At 53.5% G+C, this 19284-nt stretch carries 21 protein-coding genes; 8 read left to right on the forward strand and 13 right to left on the reverse strand.

Translation table 11 applies throughout. The features are described from left to right. Nucleotides 1-20: 20 nt before the first annotated feature. On the reverse strand, nt 21-434 hold the full coding sequence (locus GC087_RS23300) for an ASCH domain-containing protein (protein WP_006122042.1): 414 nt from the start codon (nt 432-434) through the stop codon (nt 21-23). A 59-nt stretch (nt 435-493) separates the two neighbouring features. Continuing rightward, nucleotides 494-1045, reverse strand: coding sequence for a DsbA family protein (locus GC087_RS23305; RefSeq protein ID WP_205954613.1), 552 nt, complete (start codon nt 1043-1045; stop codon nt 494-496). Nucleotides 1046-1388: 343 nt separating this feature from the next. Between GC087_RS23305 and GC087_RS23310 the strand changes: the two genes are divergently transcribed. From GC087_RS23310 to GC087_RS23320, 3 genes are all read left to right on the forward strand, one after another. Further along, nucleotides 1389-1973, forward strand: a complete 585-nt coding sequence (locus GC087_RS23310) for a flavin reductase family protein (RefSeq protein WP_058702484.1) — start codon at nt 1389-1391, stop codon at nt 1971-1973. A gap of 12 nt (nt 1974-1985) precedes the next feature. Further along, on the forward strand, nt 1986-3002 hold the full coding sequence (gene ahr, locus GC087_RS23315) for an NADPH-dependent aldehyde reductase Ahr (protein WP_006122045.1): 1017 nt from the start codon (nt 1986-1988) through the stop codon (nt 3000-3002). A gap of 112 nt (nt 3003-3114) precedes the next feature. Then, a complete protein-coding gene (locus GC087_RS23320; RefSeq protein WP_033742309.1) occupies nt 3115-3642 on the forward strand; it encodes a sterol desaturase family protein in 528 nt (175 codons plus the stop codon). On the opposite strand, the gene crtB is transcribed toward GC087_RS23320, so the two are convergent. The 6 genes from crtB to GC087_RS23350 all read right to left on the reverse strand — a co-directional run bounded on the left by crtB (nt 3581) and on the right by GC087_RS23350 (nt 10121). After that, nucleotides 3581-4510: a 15-cis-phytoene synthase CrtB gene (crtB, locus tag GC087_RS23325; RefSeq protein WP_039339600.1), complete on the reverse strand. Its 930-nt coding sequence runs from the start codon at nt 4508-4510 to the stop codon at nt 3581-3583. The genes GC087_RS23320 and crtB overlap by 62 nt on opposite strands. After that, entirely contained in the window at nt 4507-5985 is a 1479-nt protein-coding gene (locus tag GC087_RS23330; RefSeq protein ID WP_006122048.1) for a phytoene desaturase, read from the reverse strand. The genes crtB and GC087_RS23330 overlap by 4 nt, the downstream gene beginning before the upstream one ends. Before the next feature lie 11 nt (nt 5986-5996). Beyond that, nucleotides 5997-7145, reverse strand: a complete 1149-nt coding sequence (gene crtY, locus GC087_RS23335) for a lycopene beta-cyclase CrtY (protein WP_058702483.1) — start codon at nt 7143-7145, stop codon at nt 5997-5999. Further along, the gene (locus tag GC087_RS23340) at nt 7129-8424 is read right to left on the reverse strand and encodes a glycosyltransferase (RefSeq protein ID WP_058702482.1); all 1296 of its coding nucleotides are present in this window, start codon (nt 8422-8424) and stop codon (nt 7129-7131) included. The genes crtY and GC087_RS23340 overlap by 17 nt, the downstream gene beginning before the upstream one ends. 9 nt (nt 8425-8433) lie before the next feature. Beyond that, a complete protein-coding gene (locus GC087_RS23345) occupies nt 8434-9345 on the reverse strand; it encodes a polyprenyl synthetase family protein (RefSeq protein ID WP_033742307.1) in 912 nt (303 codons plus the stop codon). A gap of 245 nt (nt 9346-9590) precedes the next feature. Continuing rightward, nucleotides 9591-10121 (reverse strand): YtfJ family protein, encoded by a 531-nt coding sequence (locus GC087_RS23350; protein ID WP_058702481.1) that lies wholly within the window; start codon nt 10119-10121, stop codon nt 9591-9593. A gap of 168 nt (nt 10122-10289) precedes the next feature. Here GC087_RS23350 and GC087_RS23355 point away from each other — a divergent pair, with 168 nt between their 5' ends. Then, nucleotides 10290-10532: a hypothetical protein gene (locus GC087_RS23355; RefSeq protein WP_324030741.1), complete on the forward strand. Its 243-nt coding sequence runs from the start codon at nt 10290-10292 to the stop codon at nt 10530-10532. 35 nt (nt 10533-10567) lie between these two features. Here GC087_RS23355 and GC087_RS23360 read toward each other — a convergent pair whose 3' ends face one another. Beyond that, nucleotides 10568-12295, reverse strand: a complete 1728-nt coding sequence (locus GC087_RS23360) for a DUF2534 family protein (RefSeq protein WP_058702480.1) — start codon at nt 12293-12295, stop codon at nt 10568-10570. A gap of 67 nt (nt 12296-12362) precedes the next feature. Continuing rightward, nucleotides 12363-12788, reverse strand: a complete 426-nt coding sequence (locus GC087_RS23365; RefSeq protein WP_058702582.1) for a DUF2946 domain-containing protein — start codon at nt 12786-12788, stop codon at nt 12363-12365. Between the two features lie 206 nt (nt 12789-12994). Between GC087_RS23365 and GC087_RS23370 the strand changes: the two genes are divergently transcribed. Beyond that, a complete protein-coding gene (locus GC087_RS23370; RefSeq protein ID WP_058702479.1) occupies nt 12995-13936 on the forward strand; it encodes a D-2-hydroxyacid dehydrogenase in 942 nt (313 codons plus the stop codon). 1 nt (nt 13937) lies between these two features. Here the strand turns inward: GC087_RS23370 and glsB are convergent, their stop codons facing one another. Beyond that, nucleotides 13938-14858: a glutaminase B gene (glsB, locus tag GC087_RS23375; RefSeq protein ID WP_006122057.1), complete on the reverse strand. Its 921-nt coding sequence runs from the start codon at nt 14856-14858 to the stop codon at nt 13938-13940. Between the two features lie 22 nt (nt 14859-14880). Between glsB and GC087_RS23380 the strand changes: the two genes are divergently transcribed. Both GC087_RS23380 and clcA read left to right on the forward strand, forming a co-directional pair. After that, a complete protein-coding gene (locus GC087_RS23380) occupies nt 14881-15030 on the forward strand; it encodes a hypothetical protein (protein ID WP_155489655.1) in 150 nt (49 codons plus the stop codon). Between the two features lie 83 nt (nt 15031-15113). Continuing rightward, nucleotides 15114-16508, forward strand: coding sequence for a H(+)/Cl(-) exchange transporter ClcA (gene clcA, locus GC087_RS23385; protein ID WP_033742298.1), 1395 nt, complete (start codon nt 15114-15116; stop codon nt 16506-16508). Between the two features lie 172 nt (nt 16509-16680). On the opposite strand, the gene GC087_RS23390 is transcribed toward clcA, so the two are convergent. Beyond that, nucleotides 16681-16854: a GhoT/OrtT family toxin gene (locus tag GC087_RS23390; protein ID WP_006122059.1), complete on the reverse strand. Its 174-nt coding sequence runs from the start codon at nt 16852-16854 to the stop codon at nt 16681-16683. Nucleotides 16855-17196: 342 nt separating this feature from the next. Between GC087_RS23390 and GC087_RS23395 the strand changes: the two genes are divergently transcribed. Next, on the forward strand, nt 17197-17733 hold the full coding sequence (locus tag GC087_RS23395; protein ID WP_054687876.1) for a YbhB/YbcL family Raf kinase inhibitor-like protein: 537 nt from the start codon (nt 17197-17199) through the stop codon (nt 17731-17733). A 58-nt stretch (nt 17734-17791) separates the two neighbouring features. Here GC087_RS23395 and proP read toward each other — a convergent pair whose 3' ends face one another. Further along, a complete protein-coding gene (gene proP, locus GC087_RS23400) occupies nt 17792-19267 on the reverse strand; it encodes a glycine betaine/L-proline transporter ProP (protein ID WP_324030681.1) in 1476 nt (491 codons plus the stop codon). Between the last annotated feature and the right edge of the window lie 17 nt (nt 19268-19284).

Genomic DNA, 19284 nt, shown 5'->3' on the forward strand with positions numbered 1-19284 from the left:
GGGCGCGAACGGGCGGTTTGTCAGATGACTTCCACCAGCTGGAAGGTTTCAAAGATCAGCTCCATTTCGGGACTGAATCCGCCGTTGCGCTGGAAGAAGCGTTGATGTTCACGCTGCCAGTATTCAAGACTCAGGTCGCCTTCTCCTTCCATCATGGCCATTTCCGGCGTGACGCGATCAAAGCGCGTCAGAAAAAGCCCGGTCGTTCTGACGACGCACAGCGGTTTTTTCTCGCCATCTAAAATAATGTTGTAACCGCCAGGCAGCGGCCTGACGTCGTCATCGTACCAGCCCTGCAACGAGCTGCAGGTGGCAATTTTCTTCCCGGTCAGGACCAGGGTCGCCAGTTCATTCGCCAGCTCAGGTGAATCGCCAAATGACCACGACAGTGCGCCAGGATATTTAGCCTTTATTTGTTCCACATTCATTGTCATGGGAATATTACGTCCGTTTATGGGTTATCCACTCAGTTTGTGTGCATCGCAGGGGAATATCAGGCCAGAAGGCGTTCTGCCCACTGTTCAACCGAATCGCCGCTGCCGATATCGGGCTGGACCAGACCATTAATCATGAAGGTTGGCGAAACATGAATCCCGTTCTGACGGGCATACTTACAGTGCCATTTCACCAGATTTTGTAAGTCAGGGCGATCGAAAGCCGCATAAGCATCAATGCCGCTGTAATCCCTGAGCCGTGCCAGGAGTTGGTTAGGCGTGGTGTCCATGTTAGGACCACGGCAGTGGTCAGTGAACTCAAACGCTTCGCGGTGATCGGCCACCGCCTGGAGGACGGCTTTAGCCGCCGCTTTACCTTGTACTGAGGCGGCAAGAATATAGCGCACAATAACCCCGGAATACATATGCCAGGGCTGGGACTGAAGATGGACTTTAAGCGTCATCTTATCTTCTCCGACCAGGCTCAGGAGCGCATCCAGCTTATTGAAAGCCCGAACGGAGAAAGGGCAGGTGGGCTCGATAAAAACTTCAAAAAGATGAGGCCCATGACCCCAGGTAAGCGGTTCTGCCCGTAGTGTTTCATTGTTCATAGCGGCTCCTGTTGTAAAGCATGAAAGTTGGCTTCAATGACTGTGACAAACTTAGCCAGGTTCTGCCAGTGCAGACCTTATTTTAAACCGATAAGGATTAATCTCATTTCTCCCACATCAAACCAAACCAAACTAGAATTAGCTATCCGGCGGTTTCGCTTTAAAGGCCAGCACTATCAGATTTCATCAATGTTAAATCATGATATTAAACATTATTTTTAACGTTAAGGCACAAAGCGGCAAACTGAAGCGAAATAAAAGCCGCTAAGGTAACGCGCTTTATTCCCTGATATTGGGGTTCAGTCGCGTCATTTATGCCTGGTTCAGGTCTGAGGAACACTGCATGTCGCATTTTCGTCCGGTAGCGCTGGAACACGCAAGCCGTCTGCTTAATCACGGTCCCACGGTGTTAATTACCAGTCGCGACAGTCAGTCAAAGCGCCGCAACATCATGGCCGCAGCCTGGTCGGTACCCGTTGAGTTCACACCAGCAAGAATGGCTATCGTTGTGGATAAATCCACATTGTCACGTGAGATCATTGAAGCCAGCGGGGCATTTGGCATTTGTGTACCGGCGGCGGGTTTTGTGGATATGGCTTATGCGGTGGGCAGCACGTCCGGGCGCGATCAGGACAAGTTTGCCGACTTCGCTATTCAGGCACACGAAAGTCCGCACTATGGCGTGCCGTTGCTGGAAGAGAGCTGTGTCGCGTGGATGGAGTGCCGTCTGCTGCCTGAAACGGAAGCGCAACAGGCCTATGACACGCTGTTTGGTGAGGTGATCACTGCGGCGGCTGACAGCCGGGTATTTTATGACGGCCGCTGGCATTTCGAGGCCGTGGATCCCGCGCTCCATACATTACATCATCTTGGCGGTGGTCAGTTCGTGACCGTTGCGAATACGCTGACTGCCAAATCAACGCGTTAAAAGAGGTACAGAATGACAATTAAGAGTTACGCAGCCATGCAGGCGGGACAAGCGCTGGAGCGTTACGACTATGATCCCGGCCCGTTGGACGCTGAAGATGTTGAAGTCGAGGTTGAGTATTGTGGTGTCTGTCACTCCGACCTGTCGATGATCGATAACGAGTGGGGAATTTCGGCTTATCCCGTGGTTGCTGGCCATGAGGTCATCGGACGCGTAGCCGCACTGGGCGACAGTGCAAAAAATAAAGGGCTGAAAGTTGGTCAGCGCGTGGGCATTGGCTGGACGGCCAAGAGCTGCCAGCACTGCGATCCCTGCATCAGTGGCGATCACGTTAACTGTGCACAGGGTACGACGACGACCATCGGCAACCACGGCGGTTTCGCTGAGAAGCTGCGTGCTAACTGGCAATGGGTTATTCCGCTGCCGGAAAAACTGGATCCTGCCACGGCAGGCCCACTGCTCTGCGGCGGTATCACGGTATTTAAGCCTCTGCTGATGCACAACATCACGGCGATGAGCCGGGTTGGTGTGATCGGAATTGGTGGACTGGGTCATATCGCCATTAAAATCCTGCATGCCATGGGGGCGGAAGTAACGGCGTTCAGTTCATCTGAAAGCAAAAAGCAGGCTATCCTCGACATGGGGGCAGACCATGTGGTGAACAGTCGCGATCCCGAGGCGCTGAAAGCGCTGGCCGGTCAGTTCGATCTGATTATCAGCACTGTCGCGGTCGATCTCGACTGGCAGCCGTACTTTGCGGCACTGGCTCCTCGCGGCAAGTTCCATACGGTCGGCGCGGTGCTGAAACCTTTCGATGTCCCGGCTTTTAGTCTGATTCTGGGTGACCGTGCCGTTACTGGCTCGTCAACAGGCTCTCCGGCTCAGTTACGTTCACTGCTGAAGCTGGCTGGTCGTGCAGATATCGCCCCGACGGTAGAGTACTTCCCAATGTCCAAAATTAACGATGCGCTGGCGCACGTACGCGCGGGTAAAGCCAATTACCGCGTGGTTCTGAAGGCGGATTTCTGATGCCAGGCGCGCCTTTCTGGCGCGCCTTTTCTCTTTCCCGTAAGTAGACGGGCTAATCTCTGTTAAAATTAACTCCTCACGCTTGATGCCGGACGTCTGTACTGGAGAGATTATGTTGTGGATTTGGAATGCCCTGATCGTGTTTATCACCGTGGTCGGCATGGAAGTGGTTGCTGCACTGGCACATAAATACATCATGCACGGCTGGGGTTGGGGCTGGCATCTTTCACATCATGAACCGCGTAAAGGCGCATTTGAAGTTAACGATCTCTATGCCGTGGTATTCGCCATTGTGTCGATTGCCCTGATTTACTTCGGCAGTACAGGAATCTGGCCGCTCCAGTGGATTGGTGCAGGCATGACCGCTTATGGTTTACTGTATTTTATGGTCCACGACGGACTGGTACACCAGCGCTGGCCGTTCCGCTACATACCGCGCAAAGGCTACCTGAAACGGTTATACATGGCCCACCGTATGCATCATGCTGTAAGGGGAAAAGAGGGCTGCGTGTCCTTTGGTTTTCTGTACGCGCCACCGTTATCTAAACTTCAGGCGACGCTGAGAGAAAGGCATGCGGCTAGATCGGGCGCTGCCAGAGATGAGCAGGACGGGGTGGATACGTCTTCATCCGGGAAGTAACTGCCTGACCGGATGCCGTCAGCAAAAGCGTTAATTTTTCGGCGGTGGACGTGGACTGGCGATGATCCCAGGCCTGCTTACCGGCCTGTTCAACTTTCACGCCAATTTTACGGTACACCTGCTTCGCTGTCGCGATGGCCCAGGCCGAGCGTAAGGGTAATTGTGCCAGACCGGCCATTGATGATACGTAATAGGGTTCCGCTTCCCGTACCAGTCGCCCGGCGATACGGCTTAAGGCCTGCCGGTTTTCTGGCGCAGCATAATTCGCTTTCGTCAGTCCTTCCTGTTCCAGCCAGCTTTCAGGCAGGTAACAGCGGCCCACCTGAGCATCGTCGACAATATCACGCGCAATGTTGGTCAACTGGAAAGCCAGCCCGAGATCGCAGGCGCGATCGAGTGTGGCGTTATCACGAACGCCCATAATTTGCGCCATCATCAGGCCCACAACACCGGCGACGTGATAGCAATAACGCAGCGTATCGTCCAGTGTCAGATAGCGCGTTTCGCGCACATCCATGGCAAAACCTTCCAGATGATCGAACGCGTAGGCGGGAGCGATATCATGCGCCATCGCGACCTCCTGAAACGCAGCAAAAGCGGGCTCGTGCATTTGCGAACCGGCGTAGGCCTGACGCGTTTTCATTTCAAGCTGCTGCAGGCGCTGCTCAGGCATCTGCGAAGAGGGCTGGTCGGCATGAAAGCCCAGTGTTTGATCGTCAATGACGTCGTCGCAGTGGCGGCACCATGCGTAAAGCATCAGCACGCTGCGACGGGTTTTGGCGTCGAAAAGCGTCGATGCAGTCGCAAAGCTTTTCGAGCCAACCGCCATGGTTTCGACGGCATGATTCAGTAATGACGTATTCGTCAAATCAGGTCCTCCAGCATTAAGCCTGCCGTCGCCTTCGCCGAGCCGATTACGCCGGGAATGCCCGCGCCGGGATGGGTGCCTGCGCCAACCAGATAAAGATTATCAATGTGCTTATCGCGGTTATGTGGTCGGAACCAGGCGCTCTGGGTCAGAATAGGTTCAACCGAGAAGGCCGAACCTTGCCAGGCATTGAGCTCGTCGCGGAAATCGAACGGCGTAAACATACGGTGCGTCACCAACTGGCTTCGCAAGCCAGGCATGTAATGTTGCTCAAGGTAGTCAAAAATACGATCGCGCAGTCGGGGTCCTTCTACCGCCCAGTCGAGGTTCGCCGTGCCTAAGTGTGGAACAGGCGCCAGCACATAATAGCTGCCGCAACCTTCCGGTGCCAGTGACGGATCCGTGACACAAGGTGCGTGTAAATAAAGCGAAAAATCCTCAGCCAGACCATCATGGTTAAAAATTTCGTGAATCAGTTCACGGTAGCGTGGCCCAAAACAGACGGTATGATGGGCGAGTTGATCGTGATGATGGTTGAGACCAAAATAGAGTACAAACAGTGAGTTACTCATACGCTTGGATTGCAGTTTTTTCGCCTGCTTAGCGGCTGCGGGATGCTGAGACAGCAGATCGCGATAGGTATGTACAACATCAGCGTTCGACGCCACCGCGCAGGTTTCAAACCGTCTGCCGTCTTCCAACTGCACGGCCTGAATCTTGTCCCCAACGGTTTCCATATGACTGACCCGGGCGTTAAGCACGACTTCGCCGCCCAGATCCTGAAACAGCTTGATCATGCCGTTGACCAGCGCACCGGTTCCACCGCGTGGAAACCAGACGCCCCATTCCCGTTCTAACGCGTGAATCAGCGTATAAATGGACGAGGTTGCAAACGGATTCCCCCCCACTAAGAGCGAGTGAAAAGAAAACGCCTGCCGAAGATGCTCATCCTCAATGTAGCCGGCAACTTTACTGTAAACGCTGCGCCAGGCCTGCAGCTTTGCCAACTGGGGCGCGGCCCGAAGCATGTCTTTGAACGATAAAAAAGGCACAGTGCCGAGCTTCAGATAGCCCTCATTGAATACGGCACGCGAATAGTCAAGGAACGCTCGATAACCCGCAACATCGCGCGGATTAAACTGCTGTATCTGCGCTTCTAACTGGGCCTGGTCGTTATCGTAATTGAAGACCTTGCCGGACTCCCAGCACAGGCGATAAAACGGCGTGACCGGCAACAGCTCGACGTAATCCTTAAGCTGTTTACCGGCCAGAGCAAACAGTTCTTCAATCGCGCTGGGATCGGTGATAACGGTAGGGCCTGCATCAAAAGTAAAGCCCTGCTCCTGATAAACATAAGCCCGGCCACCCGGCTTGTCGCGCTGCTCAAGCAGCAAAACAGGAATACCTGCGGCCTGTAAACGAATTGCCAGTGCCAGGCCACCAAAGCCCGCACCAATTACCGTAGTTGGTTTCATGTAGTCGCTCTTCAACGATGAGTCGTCATAATTGCCTGCAATGCCGCGAAAACGGGAACGGGCGGCTTGCCGCTCAGAATGCGTAGCCGATCGATCACGGTGAGTTTTCCCGCATAAAAGCGGGAAATCAAATCCTCGGGTAAGCCATAGAAACGCTGCATCACACGCCAGCGTGACTCGGCCGGTCCGGCTAAAAACAACATGCGATTCAGCATGCGGAAAAACCCCTGTTGCTGCCAACGTTGCTGGGCAAAGTGAGCAATCGTCTGGTGAACAGAGGAAGAGGTAAACACATTCAGCGCGCTGAGACGATCGGCCAGCGCCACCGCGAGCGGTAGGGAGTAGCCGGTTGTCGGATGAAACAGCCCGGCGCGTAATCCGCTACAGGCTTGTGGTTGCTGTTGCCAAAACTGACGATTATCGCCCGTTAACGTAATGGGCAATGCACCCTGTTCTTCCCGCAGCAACGTCTGTAACGGCCAACCCTGTCGCGCAGCATAATCGCGAATGTTCTGACGCGCCCGTTCGGCCTGAAGATTAGCCTTGTCAATGTAATGTGTGTCTTCGATCAGCAGTGCGGTTGCGGAAAGCGGTAGGGTATAAACAAAGCGGTAGCCATTTTGCTGATCGACCGTCGCATCCATGATAATCGGTGACGATAAACCATGCGGCGCGCTCAGTTGCCACTCCTGACCGATAAATGCCTGGAATCCTACGCGTAGTGCAGAATCAGGCGTGTAACCCCGTCCGTCGATCACTGTACTGGCATGAATAATCCGGCCATCCGCTAACTGGACCGATTCAGCATGGACGGCTGAAACCGCGGTATGCAGCCATAAATGTTGTCCAAACTGTTGCCGGAGTATCCCGGCGAAATGCCGGGAGGTCACGCAGTAGTAGCCACTGTTCACATGGCGACGGCGCTGAGGGAAACGAACCTGGTAGTCGGGCCAGTGATGGACCACAAGCGGCGCTATCCAGCGATGCTGATTCAGCGTTAAATCCTCTTCGTGAAAGGACCAGGTATGGTTCCCTCCCGCCTCAGGACCCGCCTCAATAAGCAAGATCCGCATATCCGGATGCTGTTGCTGAAGCCGGAGCGCGATAAGGCCATTAGCCAGACCGGCACCGACCAGAATGAGATCATAGTGCGGTTGCATAATCCTGCCCACTGAGTACTGGCTGACAGGTCCGCATCGCCTGTTCAACAATATCGGCGGCGGCTGGTGTGCCGCCTGCCAGACGCAATGCGGCCTGAATTTTTGTCATACGCTGCGGGTAATCGGTGTTAGTCAGCAGCGATCGAATCTGCCGCGCCAGCGCATGGCTGGTGGTAAACCGAGACGCACGCTTGCCGATGCCATGATAAACAATTCGTGATGCCACGCCAGGTTGATCAAATGCCAGCGGCAGCGCCAGTAGCGGTGTGCGGGAAGCAATAGCGTCCAGTACCGTATTCATTCCACCATGTGTGATTGTCAACTGTGCCTGTGAAAGTGCTGCGGATTGATCGGCAAAATCCACAACCTGAATGTCCCCGCCCCGGGCCAGTTCACCTGCCTGCGTAGCTGAGAGGCCGCCACAGTGTGCCAACAGTAACTGCGCATCCACCTCTTCGCAGGCTTTGGCGATGGTCCTGAACAGGCCATAACGATGCCCCTGCAGGGTGCCCAGCGAGGCAAAAATACGGGGTTTGTCCGGGGACGGAAAATAAGAAGTTGCTGACCCCGGCGTCCCCTGGGGTTGCCGTAACGGTCCAACCGCATGAAAGCAGTCTGGCAGTGCTTTGCGGGGAAAATCCAGTTCGGGGATCAACTGGCTGATTTGTGCCAGTGGAGAAAAACAATGATGCAGTTTTTCACGCGGGGCTAAACCCATTCTGCAGGCATGATGCGCGATCACACAATCGTGACGTCGCATCAGCCAGTCATAAATTTTTTCGCTGGTGGTATAGCGTTCCCGAGCCGCATCGCTGGTGCCGTACTCGAAAGGCATCACCGCCAGAGGCAAACCCGGTTCGCGGTTGAGCGGCAGCGCGCAGGCCACCGAAACAAACGGCAGACCTGACGCTTCTGCGACTACTGCACCTGCCGGCTCCATTTGATCAACGATCACGCCCTCTATCTGCAACGCATGAAAAGCGGCGGGCAGTTCCCGGCAAAGCATATCGCTGGTACGTGCCATTTCATTGATCAGTCGTAACATCGAGGGTCCGAGTGGGTGCGCGGCCAGGTGCAGCAGGTGCGATAAGGAACCGGGAGGATGCGTTTGCAGTCCGACGGTCTGGAATCCGATATCGCTGCCCGTTACCAGCGCTTTGCAGTCATGTTGCTGAAAAAACGTAACACGATGACCGCGGGCCACTAATTCCTGAGCAAGGTTTTGCAGAGCGCGAACATGGCTGAAAAAGGGCGGTGCAATCACCGCAAAATGGCTCATGCAGCATCCTTAACTGACGGCAGCGAGTTTTTTGTCAAACCAGGCCTGAATAAAAAGTTGGGTGGTGGAATGGCCGTTTTGGCATGCCGCGGAAAGGTGTTCACTGGCCAGGCGCAAATGCTGTCGCAGGCGTTCTTCGACCGCGCCTGAGCCTAATAAATTGACCAGCGTTGATTTACCTGCATCCTGATTGATGTCTTTGCCGGTATCGGTCATGCCATCGGTAAGATCGTCAAGCAACTGAAAGGCCTGACCGAGATCGAGCGAGAAACGATGCAGGTTCTCACGCGCTTCGCAGGACGCGTTGGCTGCAATGGACGCCATTTGCGTTGACGCGCAAAACAGCGTGCTGGTTTTAAACTGATTGGTTAGCAGTATGGCATCGGCGCTACGGGGTTTATCGCCCTCCGAGAGGTCCTTAAACTGGCCCTGAACCAGACCCTGCATGCCAATCGCAGTGGACAGCTCCGACACCGCGCGAGTTTTGGCTATCGGCGTCAGACCTTCAGCCTCGGCAATCACCCCAAACGCTTTGCTGAGTAAAGCAACCGCCGCCAGAATCGCCACATGTTCACCGTACTGCGTGTGAATGGTGGGACGCCCCCGACGCATCTGCGCATCGTCCATGCAGGGCATATCATCCAGAATCAGCGAGGCAGCATGCACCATTTCAACCGCGCAGGCTAAATCCAGTAATCCCCCGTGACTGATCGCACAGCCAAGATCGCGCGCTGTTAATAACAGCAGCATCGGACGAATACGTTTGCCCGGTGCCAGCGTGCCTTCACGCATCGCGGCACCCACACAATCCCGCTCACCCTGAACCGGCAGTAACTGATCAAGGCGGCTATCGATATCAGCCAGCAACTGCTCAGCCGAAATGCCAGTAAGGTGAACGTGTTTTTTTGCGCAGACCGTCATTCGGGCTGTCCTTATTAACGAATACATTTACGACAACGCTAAAACGTGCGATGCCATTTTAAAAGATACTTTAACTGCCAGAGCATCGTTGGCAGGGCTACCCGTTTTTTACCGTTCGGGTTTTCAGTTTTTTTGGGGCTAAACCCATATAATTAATACTAGTTGAGCTTTAAGAAAAGAGGGGAAATTCATCAACCTCCGTCACTGCCCTCTGCCGGACAGCTCTTAATCACCTGGATCGTTCTTCAGCGCGTCAGCGCCCGTAATAGCGAAATAATCTGTGAAATGTCATCCGCGCTCAGGGGAGTGTCTTTGGCAAATTGCACATTGCCTTGTGCGTCAAGAACAATTGCCGCCGCCCCGCCCGGTTTAAGCTGCCAGCGATGGCGGGCAAGGCCACTGCTGTCAATGATGAACTGCTGCCACGGCGACGCTTTTTTACTGGCGCGAATGCTGTTAACCACAAAAATACTGCTGCCCGGCAGCGCATCGTCGGTATTAACGATGGTAGTTGTCTGAAAGGTCTTTTCCGGCAGACTGGCCTGCTGAATGGCGCTGATGAGGCCTGCGGACTGCTCTTTAGCCGATAACCGGCCAGCCACATGAATAAGTAAACGGGCTTTTCCTGTAAGTGACTGACTGTTCCAGGTTTGGTAGTGAATTTGACCGTTGCGTAACTGCATTTCACCTTTATCTGCGACAGAAACGGCCGGAACAGGTTTGCCCATCGTAAATGTGTGAGCATGAGACCAACAGGAAACAAGAAAAAGCACCATCAATCCATAACGTTGCACGTGGTCTTCTCATGTTGTCTTAAGCAGAACTTCCAGCTTAGCAACTTTCTCCCTCTTTCGTCTGTTTAATGCGTGTATATGACGCAGATCAATAAGAATCGCCCTGAATTGAACAAAAATGCAGCATTAACGACAGGTTGGGAGGTGAACATGCATGCAGAGTTTATGACATTACCCGAAATGGCGACCTATCTGGGTATTTCGCAAACAAGCCTGGTCAGAGCGCTTTGCAATCGTGGGGCGTTATATGGGGTACCGTTGCCTGAGGGGCTGGAGCATCTGCCTTTAACGCAGCGTCACTGGTTACGCGAGGATGTACGGCAGTTTAAACATGCGCTACAACGTGCCCATGTTGTCTATCATCACAGAACGGGCAAAAGTTATTATGCCTGACAGCACTGTCGCCCGCTTTTAGCGGGCGACATTGTTTATTTACCTTGCTCGTCGCTTTCACCCAGGAAGAAGTACCAGAGCGGAATGGACATTAAGCCTGTAAACACTGTTGTATAAAGCAAAATCATCAAGGCCTGCGTGATATACATCATCGCGGTCCAGTCGCTGAACGGAATATTGTATTGCTCAATTACACCACTCACCATGGCGCGAGCCATCACCGTTCCGACAATAATGGCGAGAATGGCGACACTGCGCAGGAAATAGCGCATCTCTTTACGCTTTACTGCAAAACGGGACTGCACAATCGCCAGCGGCGATTGTTGATCTTCCGGCGTAGCGACCACCTGGCGTACCGCACGCTGCGCTTTACGCCAGCGTTGCAGATCCAGAAGCACAAAGACCACTAAACTGACGCCCATCAGCGGCAACGCATAACCCAGAGCCAGGGCGAGAATCAGGCTTGAGCCCTGAAGATAGCGGGGTAACGCCAGCCAGGCCGCGAGCAGCGTTTGCACTGGATTGGCCTGCGGCAGTGCCGGGCGTCGAATCCACCACATGCGGTAGCCGAGCACGATCATGGCGCACAAACCAAAACCAAAGAACGCGAGAAGCAACTGATTGGGTAAGCCAAACAGCACGCCCATATGTGCATCCACGCCCCAGCGCGTAAGTTTTGCGACCAGCGGGAAACGGGCAAACTCAACGTGATCAACAATGCTGAAGTCATGCGGATTTACGGATACCGAGTCGACCTGCGTCGGCCAGCGACGATCTATCTCACTGACCGTCCAGGCCTGGTCAGGGTTTTTGGGCTGGCGCAGCTCAATTTTGGCAGCGTGTAAACCGGCCAGGCGCGCGGCGTGTTCAACGCTGTCCCAGTCCGCGTCCGGCTGATTGAATACGGCGGGCATACTGGCATGATGACCCGGCATTGAAGTCTCCATCACCATGCCGTCCATGTCGGGATGATGATCGGCGTGGGGATCGGCAGGCGCAGAGGGTGCAGCCCCGTTTAATGCCGTTCTGACCTGCGGTGTCAGCCAGCCAAGATCGCTACGCATTTTATCAATATTGCTCCCGGCCCACTGCGACCAGGTCAATCCCGTAACGGAGAAAAAGATCAACCCCAGAGATAACACCAGGCCCAGCGTAATATGCCAGTATCGTGTCAGTGCAAAACCCGTCTTGCGCGTTTTTACCTGACGCCGGGGCCGGGTACCAGACCACAACACGATCCCGCCCAGCGCCGCTACCCACAACCACGACGCCGCGAGTTCACTGTAGTTGCGGCCAACATCCCCCAGCAGCAGTCCACGATGCATCTGGTCAAGCCACATCCGCAGAGGTAACACGCCGCTGGTGCCGTATACGGTCATATCACCTTTGACGCGAAGCGTATAAGGATCGATGAAAACAGAGCGTGACTCTGATGGGCCTGACTGTGCATCCGTAAATTGCACGCGAGTGGTGTCATGAGCGCCGGGCGCAGGCCGTACCGCATAAATCCGCGCATCACCAACATATCGCCGCGCCGCAGCAATCTGAGCGGACAGCGGCTGAGCGGCACCCACAGGTTCCGCGGTTAACGCATCTTTATAAATTACGTTTTCTATCTGTGGCGTCAGGACATAAAGCGTGCCGGTTAATGCCGCAATAAAAATAAACGGCGCAATAAACAGGCCAATGTAAAAATGCAAACGGCGCAAAACATTCAGTACCGTGCCGCGCGGCGGCGATGTTATTTCTTGTGAAACACTCATAGCGATTCCATATTTCGAGAATACCGGGCTTTTCTTCTTCGTGGATGACGAAGAAGAAAAGATCACATTAAATTGAGACGCGCATTTGCAATGGTGGGGCGCGCTGCCGGTAAACCCGCTTGTGGCGCGGTAACAGGGGGCAAAACGTATCGGGAGTCGGTGGGGCCCGGCTAATTAAACACATTAACCAGATGAACGGAATAAACACCCACAGCATAAAGGGGATATGGACCAGCAGATCGCAATAACCACAGGCACTCATCATCATGCTGTGATCGCCCATGGCCATATCGCTATGGTGATCCCCCATCGGCATGTCGGCCATGATCATATCGTTATGCTGGTCCATCATCGACATGTCGGACATCGCCATCGCGTCACGATTTTCAGCCAGATTTTTGGATACCATCGGTGCAATGAACAACAGCAGTACCGCCAGTATCGCAAGACAGGCGGTAAAACGTTGTCGATTATAATGGGTGGCGTTAATCATCTGAACGGCGGTAGTCGGGTACACGATAGAGGCGGCAGTGTAACGCGTCAGAGAGTTTAGGGTTAAAAGAAATGCCTTTTTGCCCCAAAAAATTAGCACCTTTTGAACACCTTCACTTAATTAGATATTAAGAATAACTTATCTGTTACTGCTGCCATACATTTGAGCAACATTATTCATCCGCAAAACGTGATAAAGGATACGTCATGAAAATCGTAACGCTTGATGGCGGCACGCTGCCCGTCCCTCCTCCTCAACCTGACTGGTGCAGCGACTGGTGTTTTCGTGAAGAAACGCACGACAATGAGATTATTGAGGCGTTAAAGGGCGCAACCATTGCCATCACCAATAAAGTCCCGCTGCGTGCGGCGACGCTGGCGCAGCTTCCTGACCTGCGCTACATCTGCGTCACCGCCACGGGCTTTGATTGCATTGATATTCCGGCGTGTCGGGAACGTGGAATCGTCGTGAGTAATATCCCCGGCTATTCAACGCAAAGCGTTTCGGAATGCGTGATCGCCTTTATTTTTGCGTTGCGTCGCCAGATAGTGGAATACGCGACGCTCACGCGTGAAGTATGGCCTGCGTCTTCTCATTTTTGTTTTCACCGTTCACCGATTCAGGATATTGCGGGGGCAACATTAGGCATTGTGGGAAAAGGAGACATTGGTATCGCCGTGGGCAGGCTGGCACAGGCGCTCGGCATGAAGGTGTGCTTTGCCGAACGCAGGGGCAGCACCAGGGTGCGTGAGGGCTATGTAAGTTTTGACGAGATGCTGGCCGCAAGCGATGTGATTTCGCTGCATTGTCCCCTGAGCGAACAAACCCGGCATCTGATTAACAGTGAAACCCTGAATAAGATGCAACCCCATGCGCTGTTGATCAACACAGCGCGTGGCGGTCTGATTCATGAAGCTGATTTGGCGAAGGCATTGCAACAGGGCACGATAGCCGGAGCGGCACTGGATGTGCTGAGCAGTGAGCCGCCGCCAGCCGATCATCCTCTGCTTCAGGCCGATGTGCCGAATCTGCTTGTCACGCCGCATATTGCCTGGGCAAGCAAAAGTGGTATGCACAATTTGTTGCAAGGCATCATGGTCAATCTGGCTGGCTTTGAGCAAAACCGGCCTGTAAATGTTGTCAGCTGAGTCAGAATATTGAGCGGCCCAGCCTGTCAGTCAGGCACTCCAGCGCGGCAGTACCTGCCAGCGAGTTGCCTGCACTGTCCAGCCCGGGTGACCATACCGCTATACTCATTTCGCCCGGGACCACGGCAATAATACCGCCACCTACGCCCGATTTTGCGGGCATGCCGACACGCCAGGCAAATTCACCCGCCCCATCGTACATGCCACTGGTGATCATCAAGGCATTGATTTGCCGGGCCTGACGGGAGGTGATGAGCGCCGAGCCGTCAAGCGTTTTTCCCTGGTTTGCCAGGTAAATAAAACTGCGGGCCAGTTCAATACAGTTCATGGACAATGAGCAGTAGTGAAAGTAGGTCTGCATCACGTTGGTCACGTCATTGTCAAAATTGCCAAATGACTTCATTAACCAGGCGATAGCCGCGTTGCGGGCTGAGTGTTCAAACTCTGAACGCGCGACATGACGATCGTACTGAATATCAGGTTGCTGGCTCAGTTGACGGATAATCTCAAGCATACGCTGGCGCGGTGCTGTAAGACGCGTTTCAAGCAAATCACAGATCACCAGCGCGCCGGCGTTAATAAAAGGATTACGCGGTTTTCCCTGCTCAAGTTCAAGCTGAACCAGTGAATTGAACGGCTGACCTGAGGGCTCTTTACCCACGCGTTGCCAGATCTCCGCATCCTCATAGCGCGTCAGTGCAACAGTTAAGGAGAGGACTTTAGAAATCGACTGGATGGAAAAGCGCGTTTCAGCATCACCCGCCTGAAAGACTGTGCCGTCACGCAAACAGACGGCAATTCCTAAATGATCGGCAGCCACGTCGGCCAGTGCCGGAATATAATCGGCTACCTTACCGCGATGAATTAAGGGACGAACCTGTTCAAGAACCTCTTCCAGCAAGGCATTACTCAGCGTGGTCACACGTTTCACTCCAGAATAAGCGATGATGGCGCAGGATGATGAGCGCCCTTCAGGCGCAAATCAATGGTTTATGGATAAAATTGCCGTGCACATCCTGAAATCATGTTCTTCGCGTGTAGCGAGCGGCAGAACAGCAGGCGTTGCTGGCGTAGTAAAATCCAGAGATAAATAAAAGCGAGGAATAATGCTGCAAATACGCTAACCTCTCGATTTAATTTGGGTCGTCAGTTTTCAGCAGGATATTTGAGGTCAGGCATGCGCGCTTCTGTTTCAAACCGACACGGGATTTTTCGGCCTCGTCGGCTTCGTCTGTTGCAATATATTATACGTCGAGACAAAACACCGGCCGCGTTGCTGCTGATGGCCGCGCTGGTGGGTGTGCTGACTGGCCTGACCGCGGTGGCGTTTGATAAAGCCGTTGGCTGGGTGATTCATTCGCGGGTCAACTGGCTGAGCCAGCATGAAAATAATGTCTTTCTTCTTGGCTGCTATGCTTTTATTTTTTCCGCCGTGCTGGCCGCGACAGGCTATTTTCTTGTCAGGCGCTTTGCGCCGGAAGCAGGCGGTTCGGGCATTCCTGAAATCGAAGGTGCGCTGGAAGAACTGAGGCCGGTGCGCTGGTGGCGCGTGTTGCCGGTTAAATTCTTTGGCGGACTTGGCGCAATTGGTTCTGGCATGGTGCTGGGTCGTGAAGGCCCGACGGTTCAGATTGGTGGTAACATCGGGCGTATGTGCCTCGATATCTTTCGCATGCGCTCCTCTGAATCCCGCCACACTATTTTGGCTACCGGGGCCGCATCAGGTCTGGCCGCAGCCTTTAATGCACCGCTGGCGGGCATTCTGTTTATCATTGAAGAAATGCGCCTGCAGTTCCGCTTTAGCCTTATCTCCATTAAAGCCGTGTTTGTGGGCGTCAGTACGTCAAGCATCGTTTTTCTTGCGCTGAACGGTAATCAGCCCATTATCAATATTGGTCAGTTAAAAGACGCTCCGATCCAGACGCTCTGGTTATATTTACTGCTGGGGATTTTATTTGGCGGTTGTGGCGTCGCTTTTAATCGCCTGATATTTACCCTTCAGGATCTGTTTCAAAGGCTGCATCAGGGACGGACATCACGCTGGGTCCTGGGTGGGGCGTTATTGGGCGGCTTATGTGGCTTACTGGGGCTGATATTGCCCCAGGGCGTAACCGGCGGGATTACGCTCATCCCCGACTTTACCGCAGGAAACTATACGTCGATTGCCTTACTGTCCTTATTTTTATTGCGGGCGGTCGTCACGCTACTGTGTTTTGCCTCTGGCGCCCCAGGGGGCATTTTCGCCCCCATGCTGACGCTGGGCACCTTACTGGGTACCTGCGTGGGGCAACTGTGCGTTAACCTGTTCCCAGCCTATCATCTTGAAGCCGCGACGTTTGCCGTAGCAGGCATGGGCGCCTTGTTTGCCGCTTCTGTTCGGGCACCGCTCACCGGAATTATTCTGGTACTGGAGATGACCAACAATTATCAGTTGATCCTGCCGATGATTATTACCTGTCTCGGTGCGACACTCTCTGCACAGTATTTCGGCGGTACACCGCTGTATTCAACGATACTGGCACGTACGCTGGCAAAACAACAACCTCAGGAGGAGGGGGCAACGGCGCGGTAAAAGCATCCCGATTACGGCAGGCAGGGCGCGCGCCATCTGTAAAAGGATGGCGTCCGTATGTAAAGCAGACTGCGCGGAACAGGTGCGATATCACGCAGGCTTGTGCAGGGAAACGTCTGGCAGAGAGAAAAGCGATCAGGAAAAGCCAGCCGGCACGGGCAGGAGAAAGGCCTTAAAACAACGCGAACATAAGGGCGACGGGGAAACTCATCGGCCAGGTTGCACCCACCAGAAAGGCACTCAGTAATTTAATGCTGAGTTTGTCGCGGGCGATAAAAAACGTAATGAGCGCGGCAACAAAAGCAACCACGCCGTAGAAAACCAACATGTGTTGATAAAGTGTCATTTGAGCCCTTATCCCTGATTCATGATTTGTTACGATCATGCGGTTTTTTGTGACTTAGATCAAGTATCAGACCTTTTGTGTAAATAAAAAAACAATGCCTTTCTAAGAAGGTAAACCGTAGAGCAGACAAGGTGAGCTGGCGATTTCATGCTGAAATCGTCGAAAGTTCAGGCGATTATGTAACAGCATGCTCGCGCTTACCGTAAGCCTTCAGGCTAATGACAGCCCTCGCTTTCATAGCGCCTCATGCTTCTGCACAGCCAGGCTTTGCGACATATACTGTTTACGGCAACGTGCCTCACGCTTACCTCCTCTCAATACGGTTTCGCACAGGAGTACCCGGTGAATAAACTGATTTCTCTGCTATTAATTTGTTTGAGTCCTGCGGCATTGGCTTTGACGCTGCAGTCAAAAGATTTTAGTGATAATGGCGTGCTGGATAAGAAGTTCGCGGGCGCAGATAAAAGTAAGCCAGCCTGTACCGGGCAGAATGTTTCTCCTGAACTCAACTGGTCCGAAACACCGGCGGGAACAAAAAGCTTTGCCTTGCTGATGACCGATCCTGTTGGCGCAAAAGGGCTCGGGGTTACGCATATGGTGGCATACAACATTGCCGCTGAACGCAGCGCATTTGCTCAGGGCGAACTGACGCAGGGGAAAGGCTATACCGGCGGTAAGAATTCACCGGGTACGGCGCACTATTATGGTCCTTGTCCCCCTGTGGGATCTGGGCTTCATCACTACAACTTTGTGCTTATTGCCACAGACCTGCCGCCGTCTGCGCTCAAAGCCGGTTTAACGCATGATCAACTGCTGAGTAAACTTAAAGGGCATGCGCTGGCTGCTGCAAGCACCGTCGCCCGTTTCGGCAATGACTAACGTGCTATGCGATCAAAAAAACACCCTGCATGTGCAGGGTGTTTTTCGTTAGTTTGCTTTATTTCGCGTCGGCTGGTGAGGGTGGCACTGGTTCTGCGCTTTTATCCAGTTTTCTAATCAGGCTATGCGCTTCAGCTTCGGTTGCCACAGCGGGGGATGAACCGCTTAACGGCTTACGGGCGGTTTCCCTGACCGTCAGAATCGTCAGTAATCCAATCACACCCGCCACCATCATATAGTACGCTGGCATCATGGAATTCTGCGTGGTATCGACCAGCCATGCTGTCAGTAACGGGGTTGTCCCGCCAAACAACGATACAGACAGATTAAAGCCGATGGCGAGCGCACTGTAACGAATATCCGTGGTAAACAGTGCCGGTAATGTCGAGGGCATTGTGCCGCTGAAGCAGGTATGGAGCACGCCCAGAATCAACAGTCCCGCAAAGACGGCCCACATATTATGTGTCCCGATCAACATAAAGCAGGGGATGGAGAGCAAAATCAGCCCTACCGCACCGAAACCAATCACCGGGCGGCGCCCAATGCGATCGGTCCAGCGGCCCCACATCAGCGTGAGCGGCATCATCACAAACATGACAACCATGACCAGTAACAGACCGCTCAGTTCAGGTAAACCCAGCACGCCGGTCAGATAGCTGGGCATATACGACGTCAGCATATAGTTCGACACGTTAAATAACAGGACCAGGCCGATACATTTCATCATCGGGACACGATGCTTACTTAGCATCTTAAACAGGCTCAGGCGCGGTTTGCTTTGCTCCAGTTCCTCCTGCTTTTGCATATGCTGTTTGAAGGCCGGCGTTTCTTCCAGTTTCAGACGCACATACAGGCCGAACAAGCCCAACGGTGCGGCGATAAAAAAGGGCACGCGCCAGCCCCACGACATCATCGCCTCGGACGAGATTACCGAAGTCATGACCGTCACCAGACACGCGCCCAGCAGGTAACCGCCAAGCGTTCCAAACTCCAGGAAGCTGCCCATGAAACCGCGACGTTTGTCTGTGGAATATTCTGCGATGAAGGTGGCTGCACCGCCATATTCACCGCCCGTTGAGAACCCCTGCACCAGGCGGGCGACCAACAAGAGGATGGGGGCCATTATCCCGATAGAGGCATAAGAAGGGATAATGCCGATACAAAACGTGCCAATCGACATCATGATCATCGTTATCGCCAACACCTTCTGGCGTCCAATCCGATCGCCAAGTGGACCAAAGACCATCCCACCCAGTGGACGCACTAAAAAGGCGGCCGCAAAAGTACCAAAGGTGGCGATAAGCTGAATCGCGTTATTGGCATCGGGAAAGAAAACCTTACCGATGATCACCGCCAGATAGCTGTAAACCCCGAAGTCGAACCACTCCATGGCATTGCCTAATGCCGCGGCCCCTACTGCCCGCTTCAGCATGTCATTATCAATAACGGTAATATCATCAACAGTGAGTTTTTTTGGCCTTTTATTCCAGAAATGCTTTTTTGGCCTGGTTGACGATGAATGGTTAGTATCCATATTTTCCTCATACGACT

Source organism: Pantoea sp. JZ2 (assembly GCF_035191405.1).
In the GTDB taxonomy this organism is placed as follows: Bacteria; Pseudomonadota; Gammaproteobacteria; order Enterobacterales; family Enterobacteriaceae; genus Pantoea; species Pantoea stewartii.